This window comes from Acidicapsa acidisoli (genome assembly GCF_025685625.1).
Classification (GTDB): domain Bacteria; phylum Acidobacteriota; class Terriglobia; order Terriglobales; family Acidobacteriaceae; genus Acidicapsa; species Acidicapsa acidisoli.
Window position 1 is genome coordinate 1252261 of the sequence record NZ_JAGSYI010000001.1, and the last position, 19152, is coordinate 1271412.

Annotated in this window: 20 protein-coding genes; 7 read left to right on the forward strand and 13 right to left on the reverse strand. The window is 60.2% G+C overall.

Annotated elements, in window-relative coordinates; translation table 11 throughout:
* Window positions 1-23 precede the first annotated feature (23 nt).
* Window positions 24-770, reverse strand: a complete 747-nt coding sequence (lipB, locus tag OHL23_RS04975) for a lipoyl(octanoyl) transferase LipB (RefSeq protein WP_263350661.1) — start codon at window positions 768-770, stop codon at window positions 24-26.
* A 30-nt stretch (window positions 771-800) separates the two neighbouring features.
* Window positions 801-1343 (reverse strand): thioesterase family protein, encoded by a 543-nt coding sequence (locus OHL23_RS04980; RefSeq protein ID WP_263350662.1) that lies wholly within the window; start codon window positions 1341-1343, stop codon window positions 801-803.
* 139 nt (window positions 1344-1482) lie between these two features.
* Between OHL23_RS04980 and OHL23_RS04985 the strand changes: the two genes are divergently transcribed.
* Entirely contained in the window at window positions 1483-1833 is a 351-nt protein-coding gene (locus OHL23_RS04985) for a PadR family transcriptional regulator (protein WP_263350663.1), read from the forward strand.
* On the forward strand, window positions 1826-3364 hold the full coding sequence (locus OHL23_RS04990; RefSeq protein WP_263350664.1) for a S41 family peptidase: 1539 nt from the start codon (window positions 1826-1828) through the stop codon (window positions 3362-3364). Before OHL23_RS04985 ends, OHL23_RS04990 begins: the two co-directional genes overlap by 8 nt.
* A gap of 125 nt (window positions 3365-3489) precedes the next feature.
* Here the strand turns inward: OHL23_RS04990 and OHL23_RS04995 are convergent, their stop codons facing one another.
* The 6 genes from OHL23_RS04995 to OHL23_RS05020 form a co-directional block, all read right to left on the reverse strand.
* On the reverse strand, window positions 3490-3903 hold the full coding sequence (locus OHL23_RS04995) for a hypothetical protein (RefSeq protein ID WP_263350665.1): 414 nt from the start codon (window positions 3901-3903) through the stop codon (window positions 3490-3492).
* A 112-nt stretch (window positions 3904-4015) separates the two neighbouring features.
* A complete protein-coding gene (locus tag OHL23_RS05000; protein ID WP_263350666.1) occupies window positions 4016-4606 on the reverse strand; it encodes a hypothetical protein in 591 nt (196 codons plus the stop codon).
* Complete coding sequence (locus tag OHL23_RS05005) at window positions 4603-5205, reverse strand: RNA polymerase sigma factor (protein ID WP_263350667.1); 603 nt, start codon at window positions 5203-5205, stop codon at window positions 4603-4605. The genes OHL23_RS05000 and OHL23_RS05005 overlap by 4 nt, the downstream gene beginning before the upstream one ends.
* Window positions 5206-5292: 87 nt before the next feature.
* On the reverse strand, window positions 5293-6276 hold the full coding sequence (locus OHL23_RS05010) for a hypothetical protein (RefSeq protein ID WP_263350668.1): 984 nt from the start codon (window positions 6274-6276) through the stop codon (window positions 5293-5295).
* A gap of 121 nt (window positions 6277-6397) precedes the next feature.
* A complete protein-coding gene (locus OHL23_RS05015) occupies window positions 6398-7600 on the reverse strand; it encodes a hypothetical protein (RefSeq protein WP_263350669.1) in 1203 nt (400 codons plus the stop codon).
* 10 nt (window positions 7601-7610) lie between these two features.
* Window positions 7611-7862 (reverse strand): hypothetical protein, encoded by a 252-nt coding sequence (locus tag OHL23_RS05020; RefSeq protein ID WP_263350670.1) that lies wholly within the window; start codon window positions 7860-7862, stop codon window positions 7611-7613.
* On the opposite strand from OHL23_RS05020, the gene OHL23_RS05025 reads away from it, so the two are divergent.
* The 3 genes from OHL23_RS05025 to OHL23_RS05035 all read left to right on the forward strand — a co-directional run bounded on the left by OHL23_RS05025 (window position 7861) and on the right by OHL23_RS05035 (window position 10427).
* On the forward strand, window positions 7861-9054 hold the full coding sequence (locus OHL23_RS05025) for a lactonase family protein (RefSeq protein WP_263350671.1): 1194 nt from the start codon (window positions 7861-7863) through the stop codon (window positions 9052-9054). The genes OHL23_RS05020 and OHL23_RS05025 overlap by 2 nt on opposite strands.
* Before the next feature lie 131 nt (window positions 9055-9185).
* Window positions 9186-9401: a hypothetical protein gene (locus OHL23_RS05030; protein ID WP_263350672.1), complete on the forward strand. Its 216-nt coding sequence runs from the start codon at window positions 9186-9188 to the stop codon at window positions 9399-9401.
* A gap of 33 nt (window positions 9402-9434) precedes the next feature.
* A complete protein-coding gene (locus OHL23_RS05035) occupies window positions 9435-10427 on the forward strand; it encodes a hypothetical protein (RefSeq protein WP_263350673.1) in 993 nt (330 codons plus the stop codon).
* A 73-nt stretch (window positions 10428-10500) separates the two neighbouring features.
* On the opposite strand, the gene lpxC is transcribed toward OHL23_RS05035, so the two are convergent.
* Entirely contained in the window at window positions 10501-11439 is a 939-nt protein-coding gene (lpxC, locus tag OHL23_RS05040) for a UDP-3-O-acyl-N-acetylglucosamine deacetylase (RefSeq protein ID WP_263350674.1), read from the reverse strand.
* A 170-nt stretch (window positions 11440-11609) separates the two neighbouring features.
* On the opposite strand from lpxC, the gene OHL23_RS05045 reads away from it, so the two are divergent.
* Window positions 11610-12806 carry a M20 family metallopeptidase gene (locus tag OHL23_RS05045; protein ID WP_263350675.1) on the forward strand — a complete coding sequence of 399 codons (1197 nt, stop codon included), beginning with the start codon at window positions 11610-11612 and terminating at the stop codon, window positions 12804-12806.
* 110 nt (window positions 12807-12916) lie between these two features.
* Window positions 12917-14563, forward strand: coding sequence for a glycoside hydrolase family 32 protein (locus OHL23_RS05050; RefSeq protein WP_263350676.1), 1647 nt, complete (start codon window positions 12917-12919; stop codon window positions 14561-14563).
* Here OHL23_RS05050 and purK read toward each other — a convergent pair.
* From purK to OHL23_RS05070, 4 genes are all read right to left on the reverse strand, one after another.
* On the reverse strand, window positions 14560-15738 hold the full coding sequence (gene purK, locus OHL23_RS05055; RefSeq protein WP_263350677.1) for a 5-(carboxyamino)imidazole ribonucleotide synthase: 1179 nt from the start codon (window positions 15736-15738) through the stop codon (window positions 14560-14562). The two genes, OHL23_RS05050 and purK, sit on opposite strands and share 4 nt — an antisense overlap.
* Window positions 15735-16238 carry a 5-(carboxyamino)imidazole ribonucleotide mutase gene (purE, locus tag OHL23_RS05060; protein ID WP_263350678.1) on the reverse strand — a complete coding sequence of 168 codons (504 nt, stop codon included), beginning with the start codon at window positions 16236-16238 and terminating at the stop codon, window positions 15735-15737. Before purE ends, purK begins: the two co-directional genes overlap by 4 nt.
* 129 nt (window positions 16239-16367) lie before the next feature.
* Complete coding sequence (locus OHL23_RS05065) at window positions 16368-16640, reverse strand: hypothetical protein (RefSeq protein WP_263350679.1); 273 nt, start codon at window positions 16638-16640, stop codon at window positions 16368-16370.
* Window positions 16641-16702: 62 nt separating this feature from the next.
* Window positions 16703-19084, reverse strand: a complete 2382-nt coding sequence (locus tag OHL23_RS05070; protein WP_263350680.1) for a hypothetical protein — start codon at window positions 19082-19084, stop codon at window positions 16703-16705.
* Window positions 19085-19152: the final 68 nt, after the last annotated feature.

The window sequence follows — 19152 nt, forward strand, 5'->3', positions numbered from 1 at the left end:
GGATGCTGCTTGGCGGAGGACCGCTACACGCGGACGGCTGCGCGGATAGGATGTCCGGCGTTGCCGCGGAGGGAGTCGACGCCTTCAACGGCCAGAATCTGCTCACCGAAAACATGACCGAAGTGCCGCGCCGCTGCATCGGCGGCCTGTTCCAGCGTCGGCAGTTGTTCGGGACTCGGCATTTCGAGTTCGAGGCTGGTGACTTCGCGATCAGCGATACCGCAGGGCACGATCCACTGGAAGTCGCGCAGGTCGGTGGTGATGTTGAAGGCAAATCCATGCGAAGTAATACCACGCGAAACATGGACGCCAATCGCGCCAATCTTCTTTTCCTGTCCGGCGACGGCGTTGGTCCAGACGCCGGTTCGCCCCTGTACGCGGCCTGTGAGCACGCCATACCCGGCGCAGAGACGAATCAGGGCTTCTTCCATGCGGCGAACGTAATCGACCGGGCCAAGCCTTCCGCCGGTCGAGTTTTGCAGGCTGCGCAGATCGAAGATCGGGTAGCCGACCAGCTGCCCCGGACCATGATAGGTCACGTCGCCGCCTCGGTTGATCTCATGAATCGTGACGCCTTTGCGGGCCAGCATCTCATCCGTAGCCAGAATGTTGCTGCGATGGGCGTTGCGGCCCAGGGTGAGCACCGGCGGATGCTCCAGCAGCAGCAGCGTGTTTTCGATGCGACCCTGGTGGCGCAGCTCGACCAATTCCTGCTGCATCGCGAGGGCTTCGGCGTAGCCGATGCGGCTGAGATAGAGGTACTGGATCATGCGGCTGATTCCATTGTACGAACCTACCCGTCAGGTCGCATTTTGTAGCTTTTCGCGCGTAAGCCCATTGAGGATTTGAATCGCCTCGGGCAACGGTGGACTCACGATTCCCGGCTGGACGAGATCCATGATCTTCTGCGGGGGCACGATACCGGTTTTGTTGACCAAAGCTCCTTTGACCCAGCCGACAGCCGCCAGGCCATCCGCGCCAACAAAGGTCTGCTCCATGTAAAACCAGCGCTCATCCCAGCAGACGAGATGCGTAGCAAGCTGATAGCGCGCCCAAAGCGGCAGCGAGCGCCGATAGGTGATCCAGACAGCACCGACGACCGGCGCCCAGCGCGCCTTGAGAATCGGCGTAAGCAGTCCGACGCGAGCCAGCAGGTGAATGCGTCCGTAATCCATGACGCTCAGAAAGCGGGCGTTGTTGAGATGAAAGTTGAAATCGACGTCATTCGGCCAAACACGCAGATGCAATACATCTGTCTCCAGCATGTCGATACGCGACAGCGGCGCGATCGCCTGGCGCAGCACGAACATCGGAATCCGGACGAAGCTGTTGTAATGGGCCATTTTTTCGCGCTGCCTCGGTTTTCAGTGTAGCCGGGCTGAACGAGTCCCCCGATTCGACGGGGCATCTCGCAAAAACCGGTTGCACGAGAATCAAATCCGGAGTACAGTCGTTTATCGATATATCGACCATCGAGCATCTATGCCAAAACGAAAACTCGATCCATTGCCTTCGGCGGCCTTCCAGATTCTGCTCTCACTCGCGGAAGAGGACTTGCACGGCTACGCGATTATGCGCCAGGTTGAGGAGCAGACAGCCGGCCGCATGCGGCTGGGCCCAGGCACGCTCTACGGCTCCATCCAGTCGCTCCTCGAAGAACAACTGATCGAGGAAATCGAGCCGGAAGACGATGAAAAAATTGGCCAGGACCGGCGGCGCTTCTACCGTTTAACCGCATCCGGGCGCAAAGTAGCTCGCTCCGAGGCCGAAAGGCTCGCCGACCTGCTGCGCGTCGCCCGCGCCAAAAAGATTCTGAGGGGGGATTATGTCTGAAAAGATATATGCCTTTCTGATCCGGCTCTTTCCCGTCCATTTCCGCAAGACCTACGGGGACGACGCCCTGCAATTATTCCGCGACCGCTCAAGTGCCGAAAAAGGACTTCTGCCGGGATTGCGGCTGTGGCTGGACATGCTGGCAGATCTGGCCGTTTCCATTCCTCGCGAGTACCGTCACTCCGAACCGGCACTCATGCGCGCCCCTGCCGCGCAACACGAGGACGGCATACCCGGCTTCGAACTGGTGGAAACCGAAGCTCCACCTCCCGGAACATTCTTCTCCGCTGCCGTCCTTTCGATGGCTATTTTCGCGGCCATCTCGGTTCTGATCGTCCATGGCGGAAGTTATCGTGCGCTGTGGCTCCGCGGCTCGCAGCCGCAACATGCGAACGAGGCGCAAGCCTCCAACTCGGCCCACAGGACACAGCCACCCAGCGGGGATGGTAGAGAAAAAATCCTATCCCCGAGCGGCCCAGCGACGCAGATAGCCAGCCTGCAAGCAGGCGAAGCTCATCCGTCGGAGGCCGCTTCCAAGCAAAAGGCGCTGACCGGCAGCGCTCTGCTTGTCCAGGCAAGCCAGGCGCAAACGACACTGCCAAATCCGCAGGACGCGACCACCACGATTGCCCCAGCCGTCACTGCGGAGCGCACGCGCCTAGTCGATGCCGCAGCCGCAAGTATCAGGCAGTATTACTTTGATCGAGGCGTTGCCAAACAAACCGCGGACGCTCTGCAAGCACACGCAGCGCGTGGCGACGACAGCGCGGCAACGAATGGCGAGGAGCTAGCCGAGATGCTGACGCGGCAGATGAGAGACGCGAGCCATGACATGCACCTCGAGATGGTCTACAGCCGCGAAACACTCCCCGAACCCCGTGCGGAACCGGCGCCAGAGAACCTTGCGCGTTACCGAAAGGAGTTGAAGGAGAATAACTGCTTCTTCGAAAAGGTGGAGATCCTGCCGCATAACATCGGCTATCTCAAGCTCAATTCCTTCCCCGATATTTCGGAGTGCCGGACAGCAGCAACCCATGCGATGGCCTCGTTGAACCACGCAGACGCAATCATCTTCGACCTGCGGGACAACACCGGAGGTTTTCCGGAGATGGTGTCGTTCATCGCCAGCTACCTCTTCGACCACCCTGAGTATCTGTTCAACCCAAGAGAGATGCCGTCGCCGCAATCCTGGACGCGGTCGCCTGTTTTCGGCAACCGGCTCGCGGACAAGCCTGTATATGTGCTGACTTCAGGCTCGACCTGGTCCGGCGCGGAGCAATTTTGCTACGACCTGAAGATGCTGAAACGCGCAACGTTGGTGGGCGAGAAGACGCGTGGCGGAGCCCATGCGGGCGTCTTCCATCGCATCGACGACCATTTCGGCATCGGCATACCAGAAGTGAAGGCGATCAATCCATTCGGAGCGGCCGATTGGGAAGGCGTAGGCGTTGAGCCCGATGTGAAGGTGAAAGCTGCGGACGCTCTGGAAACAGCAGCCAAACTGGCAACCGACAAGCTGCAGAAGAAATAGCCGGTCTGAATCCCACAGAATCCACAGATCGATAACTCGCGCCACGGGACACGAAGCTGTCAGGCGGCGATTCGTCGATGAATCACCACTTGACAGCTCTTACTCGGATGCGGAGCCATCATGCTTTAGTGCCTTTCGCCTCCGTGTTGCTCTCCGCCGCCGACGTGCCCTCGCCCATCTCGCATTTCATTGCCTTTAAATTGCCGCGGCGCTCTCGTGCGGTATGTAGCTCGTTCGCCTCTCTCAGGCGCGCGGCCCTGATAGCCGTGCTGGCGGTCGAAGCTGTTATTTACGTGCCCATAGAAATTGCTACGTCCGTGGTACCAGGGGCCAGCTCCAATGAAGGCGCCTCCGTGAAACCATTCGGGACCGTAGTAGCCATAAGGAGCGCATCCGTAAGGATCATAGTCATAGTAGCCATAGGGGCAAGCCGGAGCGACTCCGATCCTGATACCAATCTGAGCCTCTGTTTTGGGACCCCCTACAGCAAAAATCATCGCAACACCAGTTACCAAGGCAATCAATTTCAATTTACACATAAGCTTTCCTCTCCATCGCCGTGACCTGAATTATCCAGCCTCAGCGTTCTTCACAGTAGAGATAGAAAGCTGCCGCGTCTGAGCTATAAGAACCGCATAAGTCAAAGGAAGTCTATTGTTTTTCGGACGCGAGATAGAGCACCACGCCGCTGATCAACGCGAGCATTGCGAGGCCGGGGACCAAGTACATCAGGCTCACCCCGGCCTTGATTGCACTGAGCGGCACAAGCGCCTGAAAGTGAAAGGCCTGCGATTGCGAGATAGATGCGACCCAGTCCCCAAGGCCGGCCCAGAACCTGCTCGCGAGCCCGAACTTAAATCCGGACTTAAATCCAGCCCTCATTGAAGAAAGCCAAACCCAGCTCTCCCGGGCCTGCCAGCCAATCAACCAGATGGCCACAACGAGCGTGATGCCGAGAGCAAAAACCTGCGCGCCAACTACAGGCTTGTTGATGCGCTCGACAGCGGCATTGCGGCGGCGCAATTGCGCTCTCCACCACAGCACGCCCGGCGGCGCAAGCTGCGGCGCGCTCAGAGATGCCGCGCGCGCGCTGCGAAAGGTCTGCGAGACGAGAATCAGATCCCCGCAGGCTCGGCAGTTTGCTGCGTGAGCGCGCAACTCCGGCGGGCATGACTGAGCCCAGTGGCCCAATTCGAGCAGTCGCCGGATCTCCGATTCGTGCGGGCATGGACGGAGTGTCATAACTGCATCCTCTCCGGCTCTCGCAGCAATCGGGCGATCTTGCGCCTGGCTCGAAACAGCAGTAGGCGAACGCTGGCTGAGGCCAGACCGGTTACTTCTGCGATCTCCTTGTGCGAATATCCCTCGGCGTGCGCCAGCCAAAGCAATTGACGCTCCCTGGGATTCATCCGCGCCATGGCCGGCGTGAGGATGGCCGCCGCCTGGCCCTGCTCCGAATCCGGCCTTTCGGAGTCGTCCCTGGCGGCAAAGAACTCTTCCGGCATCTCTTCAATCGAAGTAGATGCCGGACGGCGCCAATGGTCGCGCAGCAGATTGGTAGCGATGCGAAAGAGATAGCGCCGGCCAGCGACTTCTCCATCCTCCAGGCGCGGCGTGCGAGCCGCAGAAAGAAACCGCACGTAGCTCTCCTGCATCAGATCGTCGGCAAGCGCCGGATCACCCGAGACGCGCGCCAGATATGCCCACAGAGGACGCGCCGAACGCTCGTAGAATCCGGCGAAGGCATCGCTATCCATGCGCAGCTGGATAAGATCGCCCGCGTGGGCGGCGTGCGAGGCCTCGCCGGAGATTGCGTTCGGAAGAATGGATTCCCAGAGCATTGCGCGTTTCTCTTTTATTCGGCTTGTTGAACTGGTTGAGGACTCCTCTGTCGCAGGATCGAACCCGGGATCCGGTGACATCCGCGATCACTGCCGGTCACTGGCATCAAAGCGCGTTTCATAGGGCTGCGATCCCTTGCCGCCGGCCGCAGGACTCTCCGGGATCAGGCCCAGACGCCCGGCCAATATCCAGGTAACACCTGCGGAAAGAATAAACCCGATACCCGGCATCAAAAAGAGCGTTCCCAGCACAAGCATCGGAATGCGCATATCCGCTTCGGCGTGGCGCAGGACCAGGAATCCGCATCCGAGCAGCACCAGCACGATACCGATCTGCAGTGGAGTCAGCACGCGTGCGACGGCATTGGGAACGCGCTGTTGCGGCTCGAAATCGACGGGAATGGGCGCGGCTTCGAGGAATCGCTTGCCGGCATCTGTGCCCATGTAGTTGAGCAGTTCCTGGTTGGCGCTGAAGCGGTCGATCAGCTTGCCATGCACCTCGGTTTGCAGCTTGAAGATGCGGCCCCATCGGCGGTTCTCCACAAAGAGCCGCGTGAGCCACACCAGCACACCCATCACGCAGATAAAAACAAGAACAGGCGCCCCGTCGCTTATGATTCGCTCAGAAACCGGAGGTCCGCTGCGCGCATCGGCCAGATCCGGCCAGACCTCGCGCTCCAGCGCCTCGTAGCGCTGACCGCCTTGCACATCCAGATGTGTAAAAAGATAAAAATCCGGGTTCAACGGCACTTCCGGATGGTTCTCAAGAAACTGCGCCAGTTGCGGATTGTTCCGGCGTACGTAGTCCTGATCTGCCAGCAGAGAAGGATCGTGCGCCACCACGGCGGTCAAAGTCGGACTCTGCCTCAGGAGCCGGATCAGCTCCTCTTGCGTCGCGGCCACATCTTTGTCCGAAGCAACCGGAGTTGGCGTCGCCGCGGCAAGGTGAGGCTGGGTCGCAGGCCGTGGTTGCGCGGCCGCCAGGCTGGCGAAGAGAGCAAGTGGCAATACGATGGCGCGGCACATCCGCAGTGCCGCGATTTGATATTTCGTCCGGCTCAGGCTAGGCATCTTCGTTGACCCCTCAGGGAAGCAGAGTTTTCAGCGTCTTCTGCCTATACAACGAGCCAGATCGGGTTTGGTTAACAGTTCTTAGCGGGGAGCTTCGGGACCGAGGCTCCCCGTTCTATCTTCAATCACATGCCGGAGCCGTGTTGTAGTTCACGCAGCCCGAGGCCTGATTGCCGATCGTCCACACAGCGGAGACATTTGGCGTATTGGCACGGTGAATGAAGTAGTAGGTGTAGCCGAACCCGGTACCGAGGGTCATGGTTGAACCAACATCGTTCAACTGATCGGTCCATTGAACCGGATCGCAGTTCGAGTTCCAGAACATCTGCGACTGCAAGACTCCCGTCACAGGCTGCGTGGCTGAAATCTGCATAGCCTGATACTTCTGGCCGCCGCTCGTGTAAATGCAGGCATTCCACTTGACCGTCTTGCCCGATGAGGTTGAAACCACAGGCACCGTTGCCGTTGAGGGCTTGAAGGCGTCGTCAAAGGCCGTCACCTGAAGATTGTGAGAGCCGGACGACAAGGCCAGACTCACATTGATCGCGGAATCCGGATTTCCGTCGTACCACAGCAGGTTGCCCGAGTCGTAGACACCCCAGAATGCGACGCTCCCGTCGGTATTGCTGGTCTGCTTCGCGTTGGCTGTGACAGTAGCCGAGCCGTTCAGCGATTGTCCCGAAGACGGAGAGGTCACCGTCACCAGCAAGTCTGACCCCGCGGGGCTGGTCGTCTTTCCGCCCGAACCGGAACCCGAACCTGAGCCAGATCCAGAACCCGATCCCGAGCCGGAGCCAGTTCCTGAACCAGAACCAGAACCAGAGCCGCCTCCCGAAACGCACATGTAGCAACCAGAACCACCGCCGGAACCGGAACCCGAGCCCGATCCTGAGCCAGACCCAGAACCCGTTCCTGAACCCGAGCCGGAGCCAGTTCCTGAACCAGATCCAGAGCCTGAACCAGATCCAGAACCCGCGGCCAGCACATAGAAATTGACCGGGGCGGAATTGGACTGCGTCGAATAGTTCGCAACGTCCACCTGGATCGTCCCCGCGTTGAGGACGTCACCGGAATACATTCCGGCCATCAGCATATTGGCATTGATAAAGTAAGTCTGCAGGGGCTGGATTCCGCTCGATGTAATGATTCTTACCTTCGACTCAGAATTGAAATTCGATCCGCCCACCGTCAGTACGAATCCGCCGCTGCCAGCCTGAACACTGGAAGGCGAAAGCCCTGTGATTGTTTGGCTGAGTGCGTGACCTGTGCAAAACAAACCGGCGAAAAGACACACAAAGAGGTGTGTGCGCGGGGGAAATGGCATAGATACTCCTTCACTTTGGTATTATCGGCAAATCAATACACGAATTATAAGTCGCATATAGTGCGGCTGTCGTATTGCTGTTTGCAATGAATAAAACGTGTCCGCGCAAGCCGCCTGCAATCAGGCCCATCGCTTTTTGTAAATTTTTGAAAGATTTCCATGCACCGGTGCTCCCAACCAGGTCAATACGCATCGATCCGCAACCACTAACCTCGGTCACTGGCGCATGATTAGCCTGATCGGCGACAATCTTTTGCAACATGGCTAACCCAACTCGCCCCGCTCCCGCCGGCTCGCAGATTTCACGCAGGAATTTCGTAGCAGGCGCCGCAGCCCTCTCGCTCTCGGCTACTGTCGCAGGATCAAAGCTGTTGGCGGCTCCAGAGATGCCGCTCGCTTCCAAGCGCATTCTCGTCGGCAGCGGAACCCCCGACGGCATTCTCTCTTTCGCCTGGGACACATCCACCGGCACGCTCAAGCCGGAAGGGATTGCCGGAGTCGTTTCGCACTCCACCTGGCTGCACATCTCGCCGGATCGGCGCTTCCTCTACGTAGCCTGCGAACTGGATGAATTTCAGGGAAAGCCCACCGGTTCGGTAGCCAGCTTTCATCTCTCCGACGGCAAGCTCACGCCCATATCGAACGTAGCCTCACAAGGCAAAGGCACCTGCCACCTGACCACCGACCAGACCGGCCGCACCGTGATCTGCGCCAATTACGCGGGAGGCAGCGCCGCCAGCTTCCTATCCACCGACGGCAAGCTCAGCGAAGCCGTCTGGAGCGAACATTACTCCGGCAAGGGCCCAATCGCCGACCGCCAGGAAGCCGCCCATGCCCACTTCGCCTGCGTCTCGCCCGACAATCGCATCGTCACCATCAACGACCTCGGCGCAGACAAGATCCATATCTACAAACTCGACGCCGCGAACGCCAAACTCACCCCCGCGGGCGCTTTCGAAGCCCGGCCCGGCGCTGGCCCGCGTACGTTGCATTACCACCCCAACGGCAAAATCGCCTATTGCGTCAATGAGCTCAACTCCACCGTCACAGTACTGTCGTGGAGCGCAGGCACCTTCACCCCGATCCAGACCGTCCCCCTGCTGCCAGCGGGCGACGCCTCGAAACACGGGGAAATCACCAACACCGGCTGCGACGCCGTCCTCACGCGTGACGGCCGCTTCGCCTACTTCGCCAACCGCGGCGACGACTTCCTCATGGGCTTCCGCATCGACCCCGCCGGCACGCTCACCCCCATTTCCGACAATCCCCGCACCAGCTGCGGCGGTAAGGTTCCGCGCAACTTCACCCTCGACCCAACCGAACGCTGGATGCTCGTAGCCAATCAAAGCTCCAGCAACCTGAGCGTCTTCGCACGCGATCCCAAAACGGGCGAACTATCCAACGAGGGAAAGAACATCGCCGCCGCCACGCCCATGTGCATTGTTTTCGTATAGACTAATCCCAGGGCGAACAAGTGGCGAAGATGATACCTCTTGTGGATATTTCCCATGGATACGCGCATACTATCTCTGGAACCACCTCCATCCGCATCACTTAGCGCGGCAGGTGGTTTCCTGAGGCATCCATGGTCGTCGATCTCAAAAAGCTATCCGAGGCATTGGGTCGTAGCTCTCCGGAAGAAGACCTTCGCCGCGATCTCCAGCGCATCATCCGCGCCCGTAAGCAGGAGATTGAAGAGACCCTCGCCAGCGGCAAGAGTTACGTGCTTCGCGTACCCGACGGTCGCCGCATTCGTATCTCGCCCAAGACTCCCCTGGAGTCCGTTCCCCTCGCAGGCTAGCGCTTTTCCCGCAATTCGAAGGACGGGGGATCGATGATCGCCCTCGTCACTACCTTTTTCCTCGTCTTCTATATCCTTATTCCGGGCGCGCTCTTCCGCTTCGCGACCTCTTTCTCCTCCGTCAAGCTCAAGTCTTTCCAGCGCACCCGCACGCAGGAGGCGACCTTCGCCGTCGCTGTCGCCGTCTTTCCCTTCGCCCTGGCCCTGGCTGGCGTCTGGTACCTGCCGGTTATGCGCCACCATCCCTTTCCCATTCACGAGGGCACCTCCGCAGAGCGCCGTCAGGACTATCGTCACGTAGGAGAAATGCTGCTCACCAACGACCTCGCCAGGCTTGCCGGTTGCAATCCTTCCGCTCCATGCCTCGCCACTCAGACATATTGGAGTTCGCTCGATCTCGTCCTGCGCCGCCAGGCACGCTTCCTCAGTTGGTTTTTCCTCGTTACCTTCGCAGAAGGCCTCGCCTTTGGCCTCTTTGCCAGCAAATACGGCGACTGGCACAGCACGGCAAAGAATCGGCACAATCCCTTCGCCCGCTTCTACAGCTGGTTTACGCGAAAGTTTGTGTTGCCCAATATCTCCGAGTGGCACGTTCTGCTCACCGGATTCAACTGGCCCAAAGGCGTTCTCGTCGTCGCCGATGTCTTGCAGAGCGACGGTCACCTCTATCGCGGTCGTGTCGAAGATTACTTTGTCGATCCGGATGGCAAATTCACTGGCATCCTGCTCCGCAACGTCGATCGCTTTGACCTCTACGCCTATCGCCACGCTCAGGAGTCAGCCGCCAATCCGCAAACCCTCGCCTCGGAAAACTACTGGAAGACAATCCCCAGCGAAAATTTCTATATCGCCCAAACCGCCATCTCCAACCTCAATATTCGCTTCGCTCCAGGCGGCGACGACAAGCTCGAGGATGTGACTCGGGATGTTCTATCGAGAGAAGCAATCGAAGGCCGAATCACCATCGAAGAGCCGGAGTCGCCAACCAACGGCGCTCCGCAGTCCCACCCCGATATCTATTCCTGAATGGCGAACATCTTCAGAATGACGGCTGGAATCACCGGATTGCAAAGCAGAAAGCAAAGAAAGGAAAAGTAATTTAAGCGCCCACCAGCGCAGGATTCCCGATCCCCGCCGGAATAGCAGTCTCCGCCACAGCCTTAGCAGCCGAAGCGCAGCAAAGCTCCCACGCCGAGCGATCCTTGATCAACCGCGAAACGAGCGCGGTGTGCATGGCATGACCGGCGCGCACCGCAACGACCTTGCCCTGAATCCGCTTGCCCGCCAGCGCCAGATCGCCGATCAGGTCGAGCACCTTGTGGCGCACATACTCGTCCGCAAAGCGCAGAGGGCCGTTCGCCGGGCCTTTGGGAGTAAGAATGATGGCATTCTCCGGCCCCGCCCCGCGAATCAGCCCCATATTCCGCAGCTTCTGTTCATCGGCCTTGTAGCCAAAGGTGCGAGCGGCGGCAATCTCCGCGCCATAGGTTTCGGTTTCCAGATCGACAGAAAAGCTGTCGTAGCCGATGGGCTGCGGAAAATCGATCTCATAAGTAATGCTGTACCCATCGCCGGGATAAACGCCGATGAACTTGTCGCCCTCGCGTACTTCCACCGGACGCAGCACGCGAATATATTCGCGGCGGCGGCGCTGCAGCCGAATCCCTGCAGCGAGAAATGCCTCAACATACGGCTTGGCGCTGCCATCCAGAATTGGCAGCTCAAGATTGTCGATTTCCACGATCACGTTATCGACGCCCATGCCGATAAGCGCAGAGAGCAGATGTTCGGTCGTGGAGATCAGCACGCCCTGGCGCATCAGGCTGGTGGCATAGCTGACCTTGGCGACATTGCGGCCAGTTGCCGGAATCTCGAAGTTGTCCAGGTCCGTGCGCCGAAAGACAATTCCGGAGCCTGCTGGGGCAGGAAGCAGACGCATCGTGACCGGTGCCCCGGAATGCAGACCTACCCCTGAAAACTCAAGGGGCGACTCGATGGTCTGTTCTTGGTGTGTCGGATTAGGGCTAAAATTGGCCAAATAATACCCGCAGGCGTGGGACTGTCTTTCCGTTATTAGTAGACTAGACGAGTTTCCCACAGATTCGGCTGTGGCATTTTTACCACATTATGCGCGGCATTCGCCTTGTAAACAAGGCATTTGTAAAGAAGTTGTAAGCGGCACCGGGAAGAATATGCGAAAGTATCTGGATGGCCGTGACCATCCAAGACCCCATTTCCATCCCCGTACGCGCCCTCCTCGCCGGAGCCCGCCGCAAACAATCTCAACTCCTCGAACTAACCCAGCGCCTTGTCCTTGCCGAGTCACCCTCCGACAATAAAGCCGCCGTAGACGCCTGCATGGACCTCGCCGCCGCTCACGCCAAATCCCTCGACGGCCGCATCAAGCGTCACCGCCAGCGCCAATTCGGCGACGTCCTTGAACTGAGATTTGGCCTCCGCTTTGGTCCGAGAAAGTCGGCAGCCGCCAATCGCATCCTCGTCCTCGGCCACCTCGATACGGTCTGGCCCCTTGGCACACTGAAGACCATGCCCTGCCGCATCAAGCCCGACTCGGAAGGAAACTCTCGCCTCTGGGGCCCCGGCACGCTCGACATGAAAGCCGGCGTAGCCATGGCCTTCACCGCCATCGAAATGCTTCAGGAAGCCAGCCAGCTCAATACCGAAATCATCCTTCTGCTTAATAGCGAAGAAGAAATCGGCAGCCCGGTCTCCCGCCCAATCACCGAAAAGCTGGCCCAGGAATCAAGCGCCGTCTACGTCCTCGAACCAGCCCAGGGCCTCGCCTACAAAACCAGTCGCAAGGGCACCGGCAACTGGCGCCTCAATGTGCAAGGCCTCGCCGCCCATGCCGGAGTCGACTTCACCTGCGGCCGGTCGGCGATTCTCGAACTGGCCCACCAGATCGAAAAGGTCAGCGCCTGGACCGACCTCAAACGCGGCACCACCGTCAACGTCGGCGTAATCGGCGGCGGCACAAAAACCAACGTCGTCCCCGCCGAGGCATGGGCCGAAGTGGACGTGCGCGTCGCCAAACGCGCCGACGGCCCGCGCATGGAAAAGCGCTTCGCCGCCCTCAAACCTACGCCAAAATCCGGCGTCTGCCTCACCGTCGAAGGTGGCATCAACCGTCCGCCCATGGAGCGCACCCGCGGCACCGTGAAGATCTTCCGCCGCGCCCAGACTCTGGCCGCTGAAATCGACTGGCAACTGACCGAGGCCGGCACCGGCGGCGCATCCGACGGCAACTTCACCTCCGCGCTCGGCATCGCCACGCTCGACGGCATGGGAGCCGTCGGCGAAGGAGCCCACGCAACCCACGAATCCATCCTGATCGAGCACCTCGCCCCACGCACGGCTTTGCTCGCCGCCATGCTGGCAGGTTAGGCAGACCGGCCAACAGCAGCATGGTCGCTTTCTGACCATCGCCCAAAGACCCTCGCGGGGTATGATCTCCTGCAATCGCAACCAGTAGCTTCGCGAAAGGGCTTGCATACATGACTCAGGCGAGGACTCAGGCAGGGAAGACCAACCGGCGCGGCTTTTTATCTGGCGCAGCAAAGGCCGCAGCCGCCTATACGGTCCTGAACTCGCCGCTCGCGGGATATCTCGCTCGCGCCCAATCTGGCCAGGCGTCCAAACCGGCTCTCAATCTCGCCTCCGACCCACGCCGCCCTCAGTTCCACCTTCTGCCCGCGGCCAACTGGATGAACGATCCCAACGGCCCCATCTACTGGAAAGGCCGCTACCACATGTTCTTCCAGTACAACCCCAACGCCGCCGTCTGGGGAGACATGCACTGGGCGCACGCAATCAGCCCCGACATGGTCCACTGGAAACACCTGCCCGTAGCCCTCGCACCCACTCCCGGAGGCCCGGACGCCGACGGCTGCTTCTCCGGAACCGCAGTAGTCCGAGACGGAGTCGTAACCTTCCTCTACACCGGCGTAGCCAAGGCGTCCTCGGAAGAAGCGACTCTCCGCGATGGCCACAACAACTTCAAAGAGACTCAGTGCTACGCAACTTCCACCGATCCGGAACTCCGCACCTGGATCAAGCGCCCGACACCCGTTATCCCCACGCCGCCGCACGGAATGCAGGTCACCGGCTTCCGCGACCCCGCTCCGTGGCGCGAACCCGCGCTCTACCCCGATGGCTGGCTAATGGCTGTCGGCTCGGGAGAGCAGAAGAAAGGCGGAGCGATTCTGCTGTATAAATCGCCCGACTTACAAAAATGGGAGTATCTGCATACCGTCGCCACAAGCACCCCCAAAGACGGAGACGCCACCAATCCAGTCGACTCCGGAGATATGTGGGAGTGTCCTGACTTATTCCCGCTCGGAAACAAGCACGTGCTCATCTACTCCACGCAGGGCAAGGTCTTCTGGAAGGTTGGCGAACTCGACTCGAAAGAATTGCTCTTTCACGAACAGCAAAGCGGCCTGCTCGACTACGGCTCCTTCTACGCGCCCAAGACCCAGCTCGACAAGCACGGCAACCGCATCCTCTGGGGCTGGATTCCCGAGAGCCGCCCCGTCGCTGAATACAGCGCCTCCGGCTGGGCCGGCCTCATGTCCCTGCCGCGCGTGCTTACAGTCGGCAACGATGACCACCTGAAGATCGGGGTCAGCCAGGAGGTCGAAAAGCTGCGCAAACACGAACAGAAACTGCACCTCGCGCCCATCAAAGCCGGCGACAAGCAGTTACTCTCCGACCAGCGCCTGAAAGACGCCTGCGGCGAACTGCTCTGCGTAGTAAAGCCGAGTTCCGAACCCTTCACCCTCGACCTGCTCGACGCCACCCCGCCGAACGACGCACCCAAAGACGCGACCACCGCCGTAACATCGCAAGTCAGCTATCTGTCCATCCGCTACAGCCAGGCCAATCCCGGAGAGTTAGTCGTAGATCAGCAGAGAATGCCAATCCACCTCGCAGCCGGCCAGCCGCTCGAACTTCGCCTCTATGTCGACGGCTCCGTAATCGAGCTATTCGCCAACAATCAATCCACGTGCACCAAGCGCTTCTACTATCCCGGCCCAACCGCCCCGGAAATCGCCATAAGCATCACCGGTAGACCAGCGGACATAACTCACCTGTCACTCTGGCAGCTATCTCCAATCTCCAGCGACCGGCTGACGACTTAGAGCCGCTTCTTTGCTTCCAACACCCGAGCCAGCGCTTCGTCCGCAGTAGCTCCAGTAGCGGAAAGATGCCCCATCTTCCGCCCAGCGCGCGCCGTGTGCTTCTCATATAAGTGCAACCGCACTCCCGGCACAGCCAGCGCAGCCGCAAAATCCGGCCGACCACCGGCAGCATCGAGCCAAACATCCCCCAGCAGATTCACAATCGCCGCCGGAGTCAGTATCTCCGTATCTCCCAACGGCAAATTGCACGAAGTCCGCACCAGTTGCTCAAACTGGCTCGTAGCGCAAGCCCGCTCGCTCTGGTGATAGCTGTTATGCGGCCTCGGAGCCAGCTCATTCACCAGCAATTCGCCGTCGCGAGTCACAAACATCTCCACGCACAACAAGCCTTCCAGATCCAGCCCCGCGATAATCCGTCGCGCAATCTCCTGCGCCCGCAACTCCAGTTCCAATGGAATCCCTGCAGGCAGCACACTCCAAGCCAGAATCTGCTGCTCATGATGATTCCGCGCCGCCGGATAGCTCCGCACCTCGCCATTCGGCGACCGCGCCGCCATCACGCTGATCTCAAAATCCAGATCCAAAGCCTTTTCCGCAACCGCAGGCCTCTCGCCAAGACTCACCCACGCACCATGAATCGCAGCTTCGGAAGCCTCACCATCGAAGCCAATCCGCGCCTGCCCGCGCCCGTCATATCCGCCCCGCGCCACTTTAAGAAACACGCGCCCACCCAGCTCCGGCACAGCATCCTGCAACTCCGCCTCGTTGCGCACAACGCGAAACGCGCCCACTGGGAATCCGTTCTCCGCGAGCCACGTCTTCTGCAGAATCTTGTCCTGGATGATCCGTATCGGCTCAACCCCGGGCCTCAGGGGAGCCAGCGCCGCAACCTCGCGTAGCGCGTCCACGCCGATCTGCTCGATCTCAAGCGTCACCGCATCCGCACCCGCCGCTAGCCGCCGCGCGGCATCCACGTCGTCCCACTTGCCGACCACAACCTCATCGACAACAAAGCTCGCCGGACAAGCCGCTTCCGGATCCATCACCCGCACGCGATAACCCATCGTCCGAGCCGCCATCGCCGTCATGCGCCCAAGCTGCCCGCCACCCAGAATCGCCAGCAATCCACCCGGCTCAACCACCCCAGTCAGCACTCGAGTCTTTGAAGCGCTCACCGCGGCAACTCCGTTTCCAGCGATTGCCCCAGCACTTCCGCCGTCCGAGCCGCCCGCCACGTCGCCAGCTTCCCGCGCAACACACCATCCGACGCCGCCAGCATCTGCACCGCAAAAAGCCCGGCATTCGCCGCGCCGGGCCGCCCAATCGCAAACGTCGCCACCGGCACCCCCTTAGGCATCTGCACAATCGACAGCAGCGAATCCATCCCTTGCAGACTCGTCGCGGGCACCGGCACGCCCAGCACCGGAACCAGCGTCTTCGCCGCCAGCATACCCGGCAGATGCGCCGCGCCACCCGCTCCCGCCACAATCGCCCGCAGCCCGCGCGCCTCCGCTGTAGCCGCATACTCAAACAGCAAATCCGGCGTCCGATGCGCGCTCACCACCCGCACCTCATGCGCCACGCCGAACTCCCGAAGCATCTCTACCGCTGCAGCCAGCACCTCATAATCGCTTTTGCTGCCCATCACCACACCAACCAAAGGGCCTTCACTCATTCGAAAATTATACGAGGCGACAGCATTTTCGCTTCCGGTGCTTACAACGAAACCGTTGCCTCCACGGTTTTTCTCAAGAAAAACCGTACCTGGCTACTCTCAGTTGTTAGGACTGGAAGCGAAAATGCTCTAGTGCCTCCGCAAAGCCTCCATCGCCACCTGAATCACCGCCATCACCAGACTCGTAGCCGCCATGAACCCCTTGGCCCGCTGCAGATTCAGCTCATGCCTCTCCACGCGCCGCTCCAGTTCATAAATCCGGCCCGTGTTCCCATCGCCCACCAGCCCGGCCATCTGCGTCTTCAACACACTCAGATCGCTAAGCACCTGCGCCTCAAACTCATTCATCATCCGCATCGACACCGCCAACTCGCTAACTTGCGAACCGCTCGGGTGCCCCATCCTTGTCACAGTCTCATCGTGACAAGGGTGGGAGACCACATAAGCCGCGTCCTCATGATGGATCAAACACTCAAAGGTAGATTCACAAACAATCCCACCGAAAACTCCGAATAGTTCGGAGGCGTAGCGCCGTCATACATCCGGATATAAAACCGGTCCGCCTCCGTCGCCCGCGGAATATCAAAATTCCCCACCGCCGAACGCAACACCAGATCCACATCCTGCCCCGGCTGAAACGCAAAATCCCTCCGCCGCACCTCAAATCCCCCTCCCGTCGACGGAGTCACATTCGTCGCCACGCTCACCGCCGTCGAACTGATCCCCGTCACCGTCAACTGGTTCAGATTCGCCAGATACGTCGGCGACGACGACGCCGGCAACCACGCATTCACCGGCACCGTCCGGCTCGTCTTGATCGCCAGATCGTTCGCCCAGTCATTGGAGAACTCGATCTCATACTGGACAAGATCCGGATCGCTCGCGCCATACTGCAAAGTCACAGCCCGCACCACCACCCCGGCGCTCAAACCACCACCCCCTGAAGCGGGAAAGGACGGAGCCGTCAACAAAAGCTCATCCCCAGGCCAGACATCGCCGCCAGAACCCGCATTCAACGCCACATTCGTCGTCTTATACGTTCCGCTCCACGCCGCGCTCACGCTGCTCGCCGCCGTCACCAGCGCTGTCGCCGCATTCCGGCAATCCTGGCTGCTTCGCCCCGCTGGCGCCGTCACCGTCCCGATCCACGCCGCCGTCGGGGGAGCGCCAACAGCAGCCAGCGCCGCCTGACTCGCCGCATTTACCGCCCGCCCCACCGCGCGCCCAATCGTCCGGTAATTCACCGCGATAATCTCGCCCAGAACCGGCGCATTTCCCGTGTAGAACGTAAGATTCCCCGTCGTCGTCAAATGGCATTCCGACGCATCCGCCAGCGTTCCCACCCTCCGCGTCTGCCAACTCGAAAAGCTCCCGCCCGGCGCGAGGCTCGAAACCCACCCAGACCCCAATCCTTTCAGGTACAGGCTGCGGATGGTCCCAATCAGGTTCACGCTGCTCGCCGCCGCCACCATATACGTCTGCGGCAAGTACCCAACCGCGCCGTCATACAGCACAAACGGAGTCCCAGCCACCCCATCCACAAACTGCTCCACTTCCATCTGGATGTGCCCCGGCGCAATCACTCCGCCGCCACCGTACGCCACCACTCCAGAGTCCCCGGCCGTCCGGTACCATTGCCGAACCCGCTCTATCTCCGGACAAAAGACCCGCATTCGAAATGTGTACTGGTAACCCGCCGTCAGCGTATACGACGGACCGGCGACCACCCCCTCCACCAGCGGAGCAACACTGACCACCCCAGTTCCCTGAGCGGAAGTGACCGCAAAGCCCGCAGTACAATTCGAGCTCTCAATCGTCCCGCTGTATAGCGCAGCCACCGTGCCCGTCGATCCCGGCGAAAGCACCACACCGACCGCCTCAAGCAGCAGCGTCCCACCCGCTTCCACCTGATCGATCCAAACCAGCGCGGCATGCCCGTCTACGCCAGTACCGCCGTTCATCGTCAGCCCCGCGCCGCTGATGGAGAAATACCCTTCGCCCGCCGAGTAGGTCCAGGAACGTAAGTCAATGGCCGCTTCCTGAAACAACTCCCAGATGATCTTCTCGGCTGCGGTCGGCCCGAAATACGGAATCTCCGAAAGCGGAAAAGTCAGCGTCGTGCCATCTCCCCAAAAATACTCCGTCACGTACGCCACCGGTTCATCCGCCCCACAGACGGTGACATCGTTCGCCAGCGCCCTTGCCAGGGCCGTGTTCCCTGTCGTAGTAAAGGTCAGATTCGATAGCTCCAACGATCCATTCGCCTCATTCAGCGCATGCACCGTCGCACCCACCTGCGCCACTGAAAGCGCTCCATTCACCGCCCGGTACGCCGCCCGCCCATGACTAGCAACCTGACCGGCAGACTGGCTCCACTCCGCCCCCGGCTCCGGAACAAAGTGTCCCATCGGCACAGCTAGATTCAGTCCGCTGGTGCGCAGCGCGGTAGAACTTCCGGCTGTCACGCCCGTTCCCGTCACGAGGGCCTGCAGAACCGTACCAACAGACCCTCCAGTCGTTCCCGCGCTCGGCGCAATCAGCTGCGTATCCAGCAAGATCTCGTCGCTAACCGCCTCCAGCGCAATTCGGTACAGCGGTCCGGTCAATCCCAAGCCCGCATACTCCGGCAGCGGCGATACCGCCAGATACCCGGTGAAATACACCGTCCCATCATCGCCAATCACCACCAGCAGCTGGTTCCGCTGCGGAACCGGAAGAGTCCCGTTCGTCGGCAGACTCACCCACAACCGGCAAGTCGAGGGTTCATTCAGCTTCCGCACAATCTCCAGCGGACGCACCGCATCCAGCGCATCCGTGTAATCCGAATTGTTGATCGCAATCTTCATTCGCTCTCTCAACTCTTTCCAACCCAACACGAATGCCAACCAGCCACCCGCAAACCGCTAACTCGCCA

Excerpts from the sequence above, each read along its gene's own strand:
- lipB (WP_263350661.1), bottom strand. The coding sequence starts at position 770 with ATGATCCAGTACCTCTATCTCAGCCGCATCGGCTACGCCGAAGCCCTC.
- OHL23_RS04980 (WP_263350662.1), bottom strand. The coding sequence starts at position 1,343 with ATGGCCCATTACAACAGCTTCGTCCGGATTCCGATGTTCGTGCTGCGC.
- OHL23_RS04985 (WP_263350663.1), top strand. The coding sequence starts at position 1,483 with ATGCCAAAACGAAAACTCGATCCATTGCCTTCGGCGGCCTTCCAGATT.
- OHL23_RS04990 (WP_263350664.1), top strand. The coding sequence starts at position 1,826 with ATGTCTGAAAAGATATATGCCTTTCTGATCCGGCTCTTTCCCGTCCAT.
- OHL23_RS04995 (WP_263350665.1), bottom strand. The coding sequence starts at position 3,903 with ATGTGTAAATTGAAATTGATTGCCTTGGTAACTGGTGTTGCGATGATT.
- OHL23_RS05000 (WP_263350666.1), bottom strand. The coding sequence starts at position 4,606 with ATGACACTCCGTCCATGCCCGCACGAATCGGAGATCCGGCGACTGCTC.
- OHL23_RS05005 (WP_263350667.1), bottom strand. The coding sequence starts at position 5,205 with ATGCTCTGGGAATCCATTCTTCCGAACGCAATCTCCGGCGAGGCCTCG.
- OHL23_RS05010 (WP_263350668.1), bottom strand. The coding sequence starts at position 6,276 with ATGCCTAGCCTGAGCCGGACGAAATATCAAATCGCGGCACTGCGGATG.
- OHL23_RS05015 (WP_263350669.1), bottom strand. The coding sequence starts at position 7,600 with ATGCCATTTCCCCCGCGCACACACCTCTTTGTGTGTCTTTTCGCCGGT.
- OHL23_RS05025 (WP_263350671.1), top strand. The coding sequence starts at position 7,861 with ATGGCTAACCCAACTCGCCCCGCTCCCGCCGGCTCGCAGATTTCACGC.
- OHL23_RS05020 (WP_263350670.1), bottom strand. The coding sequence starts at position 7,862 with ATGTTGCAAAAGATTGTCGCCGATCAGGCTAATCATGCGCCAGTGACC.
- OHL23_RS05030 (WP_263350672.1), top strand. The coding sequence starts at position 9,186 with ATGGTCGTCGATCTCAAAAAGCTATCCGAGGCATTGGGTCGTAGCTCT.
- OHL23_RS05035 (WP_263350673.1), top strand. The coding sequence starts at position 9,435 with ATGATCGCCCTCGTCACTACCTTTTTCCTCGTCTTCTATATCCTTATT.
- OHL23_RS05045 (WP_263350675.1), top strand. The coding sequence starts at position 11,610 with ATGGCCGTGACCATCCAAGACCCCATTTCCATCCCCGTACGCGCCCTC.
- OHL23_RS05050 (WP_263350676.1), top strand. The coding sequence starts at position 12,917 with ATGACTCAGGCGAGGACTCAGGCAGGGAAGACCAACCGGCGCGGCTTT.
- purE (WP_263350678.1), bottom strand. The coding sequence starts at position 16,238 with ATGAGTGAAGGCCCTTTGGTTGGTGTGGTGATGGGCAGCAAAAGCGAT.
- OHL23_RS05065 (WP_263350679.1), bottom strand. The coding sequence starts at position 16,640 with ATGGGGCACCCGAGCGGTTCGCAAGTTAGCGAGTTGGCGGTGTCGATG.
- OHL23_RS05070 (WP_263350680.1), bottom strand. The coding sequence starts at position 19,084 with ATGAAGATTGCGATCAACAATTCGGATTACACGGATGCGCTGGATGCG.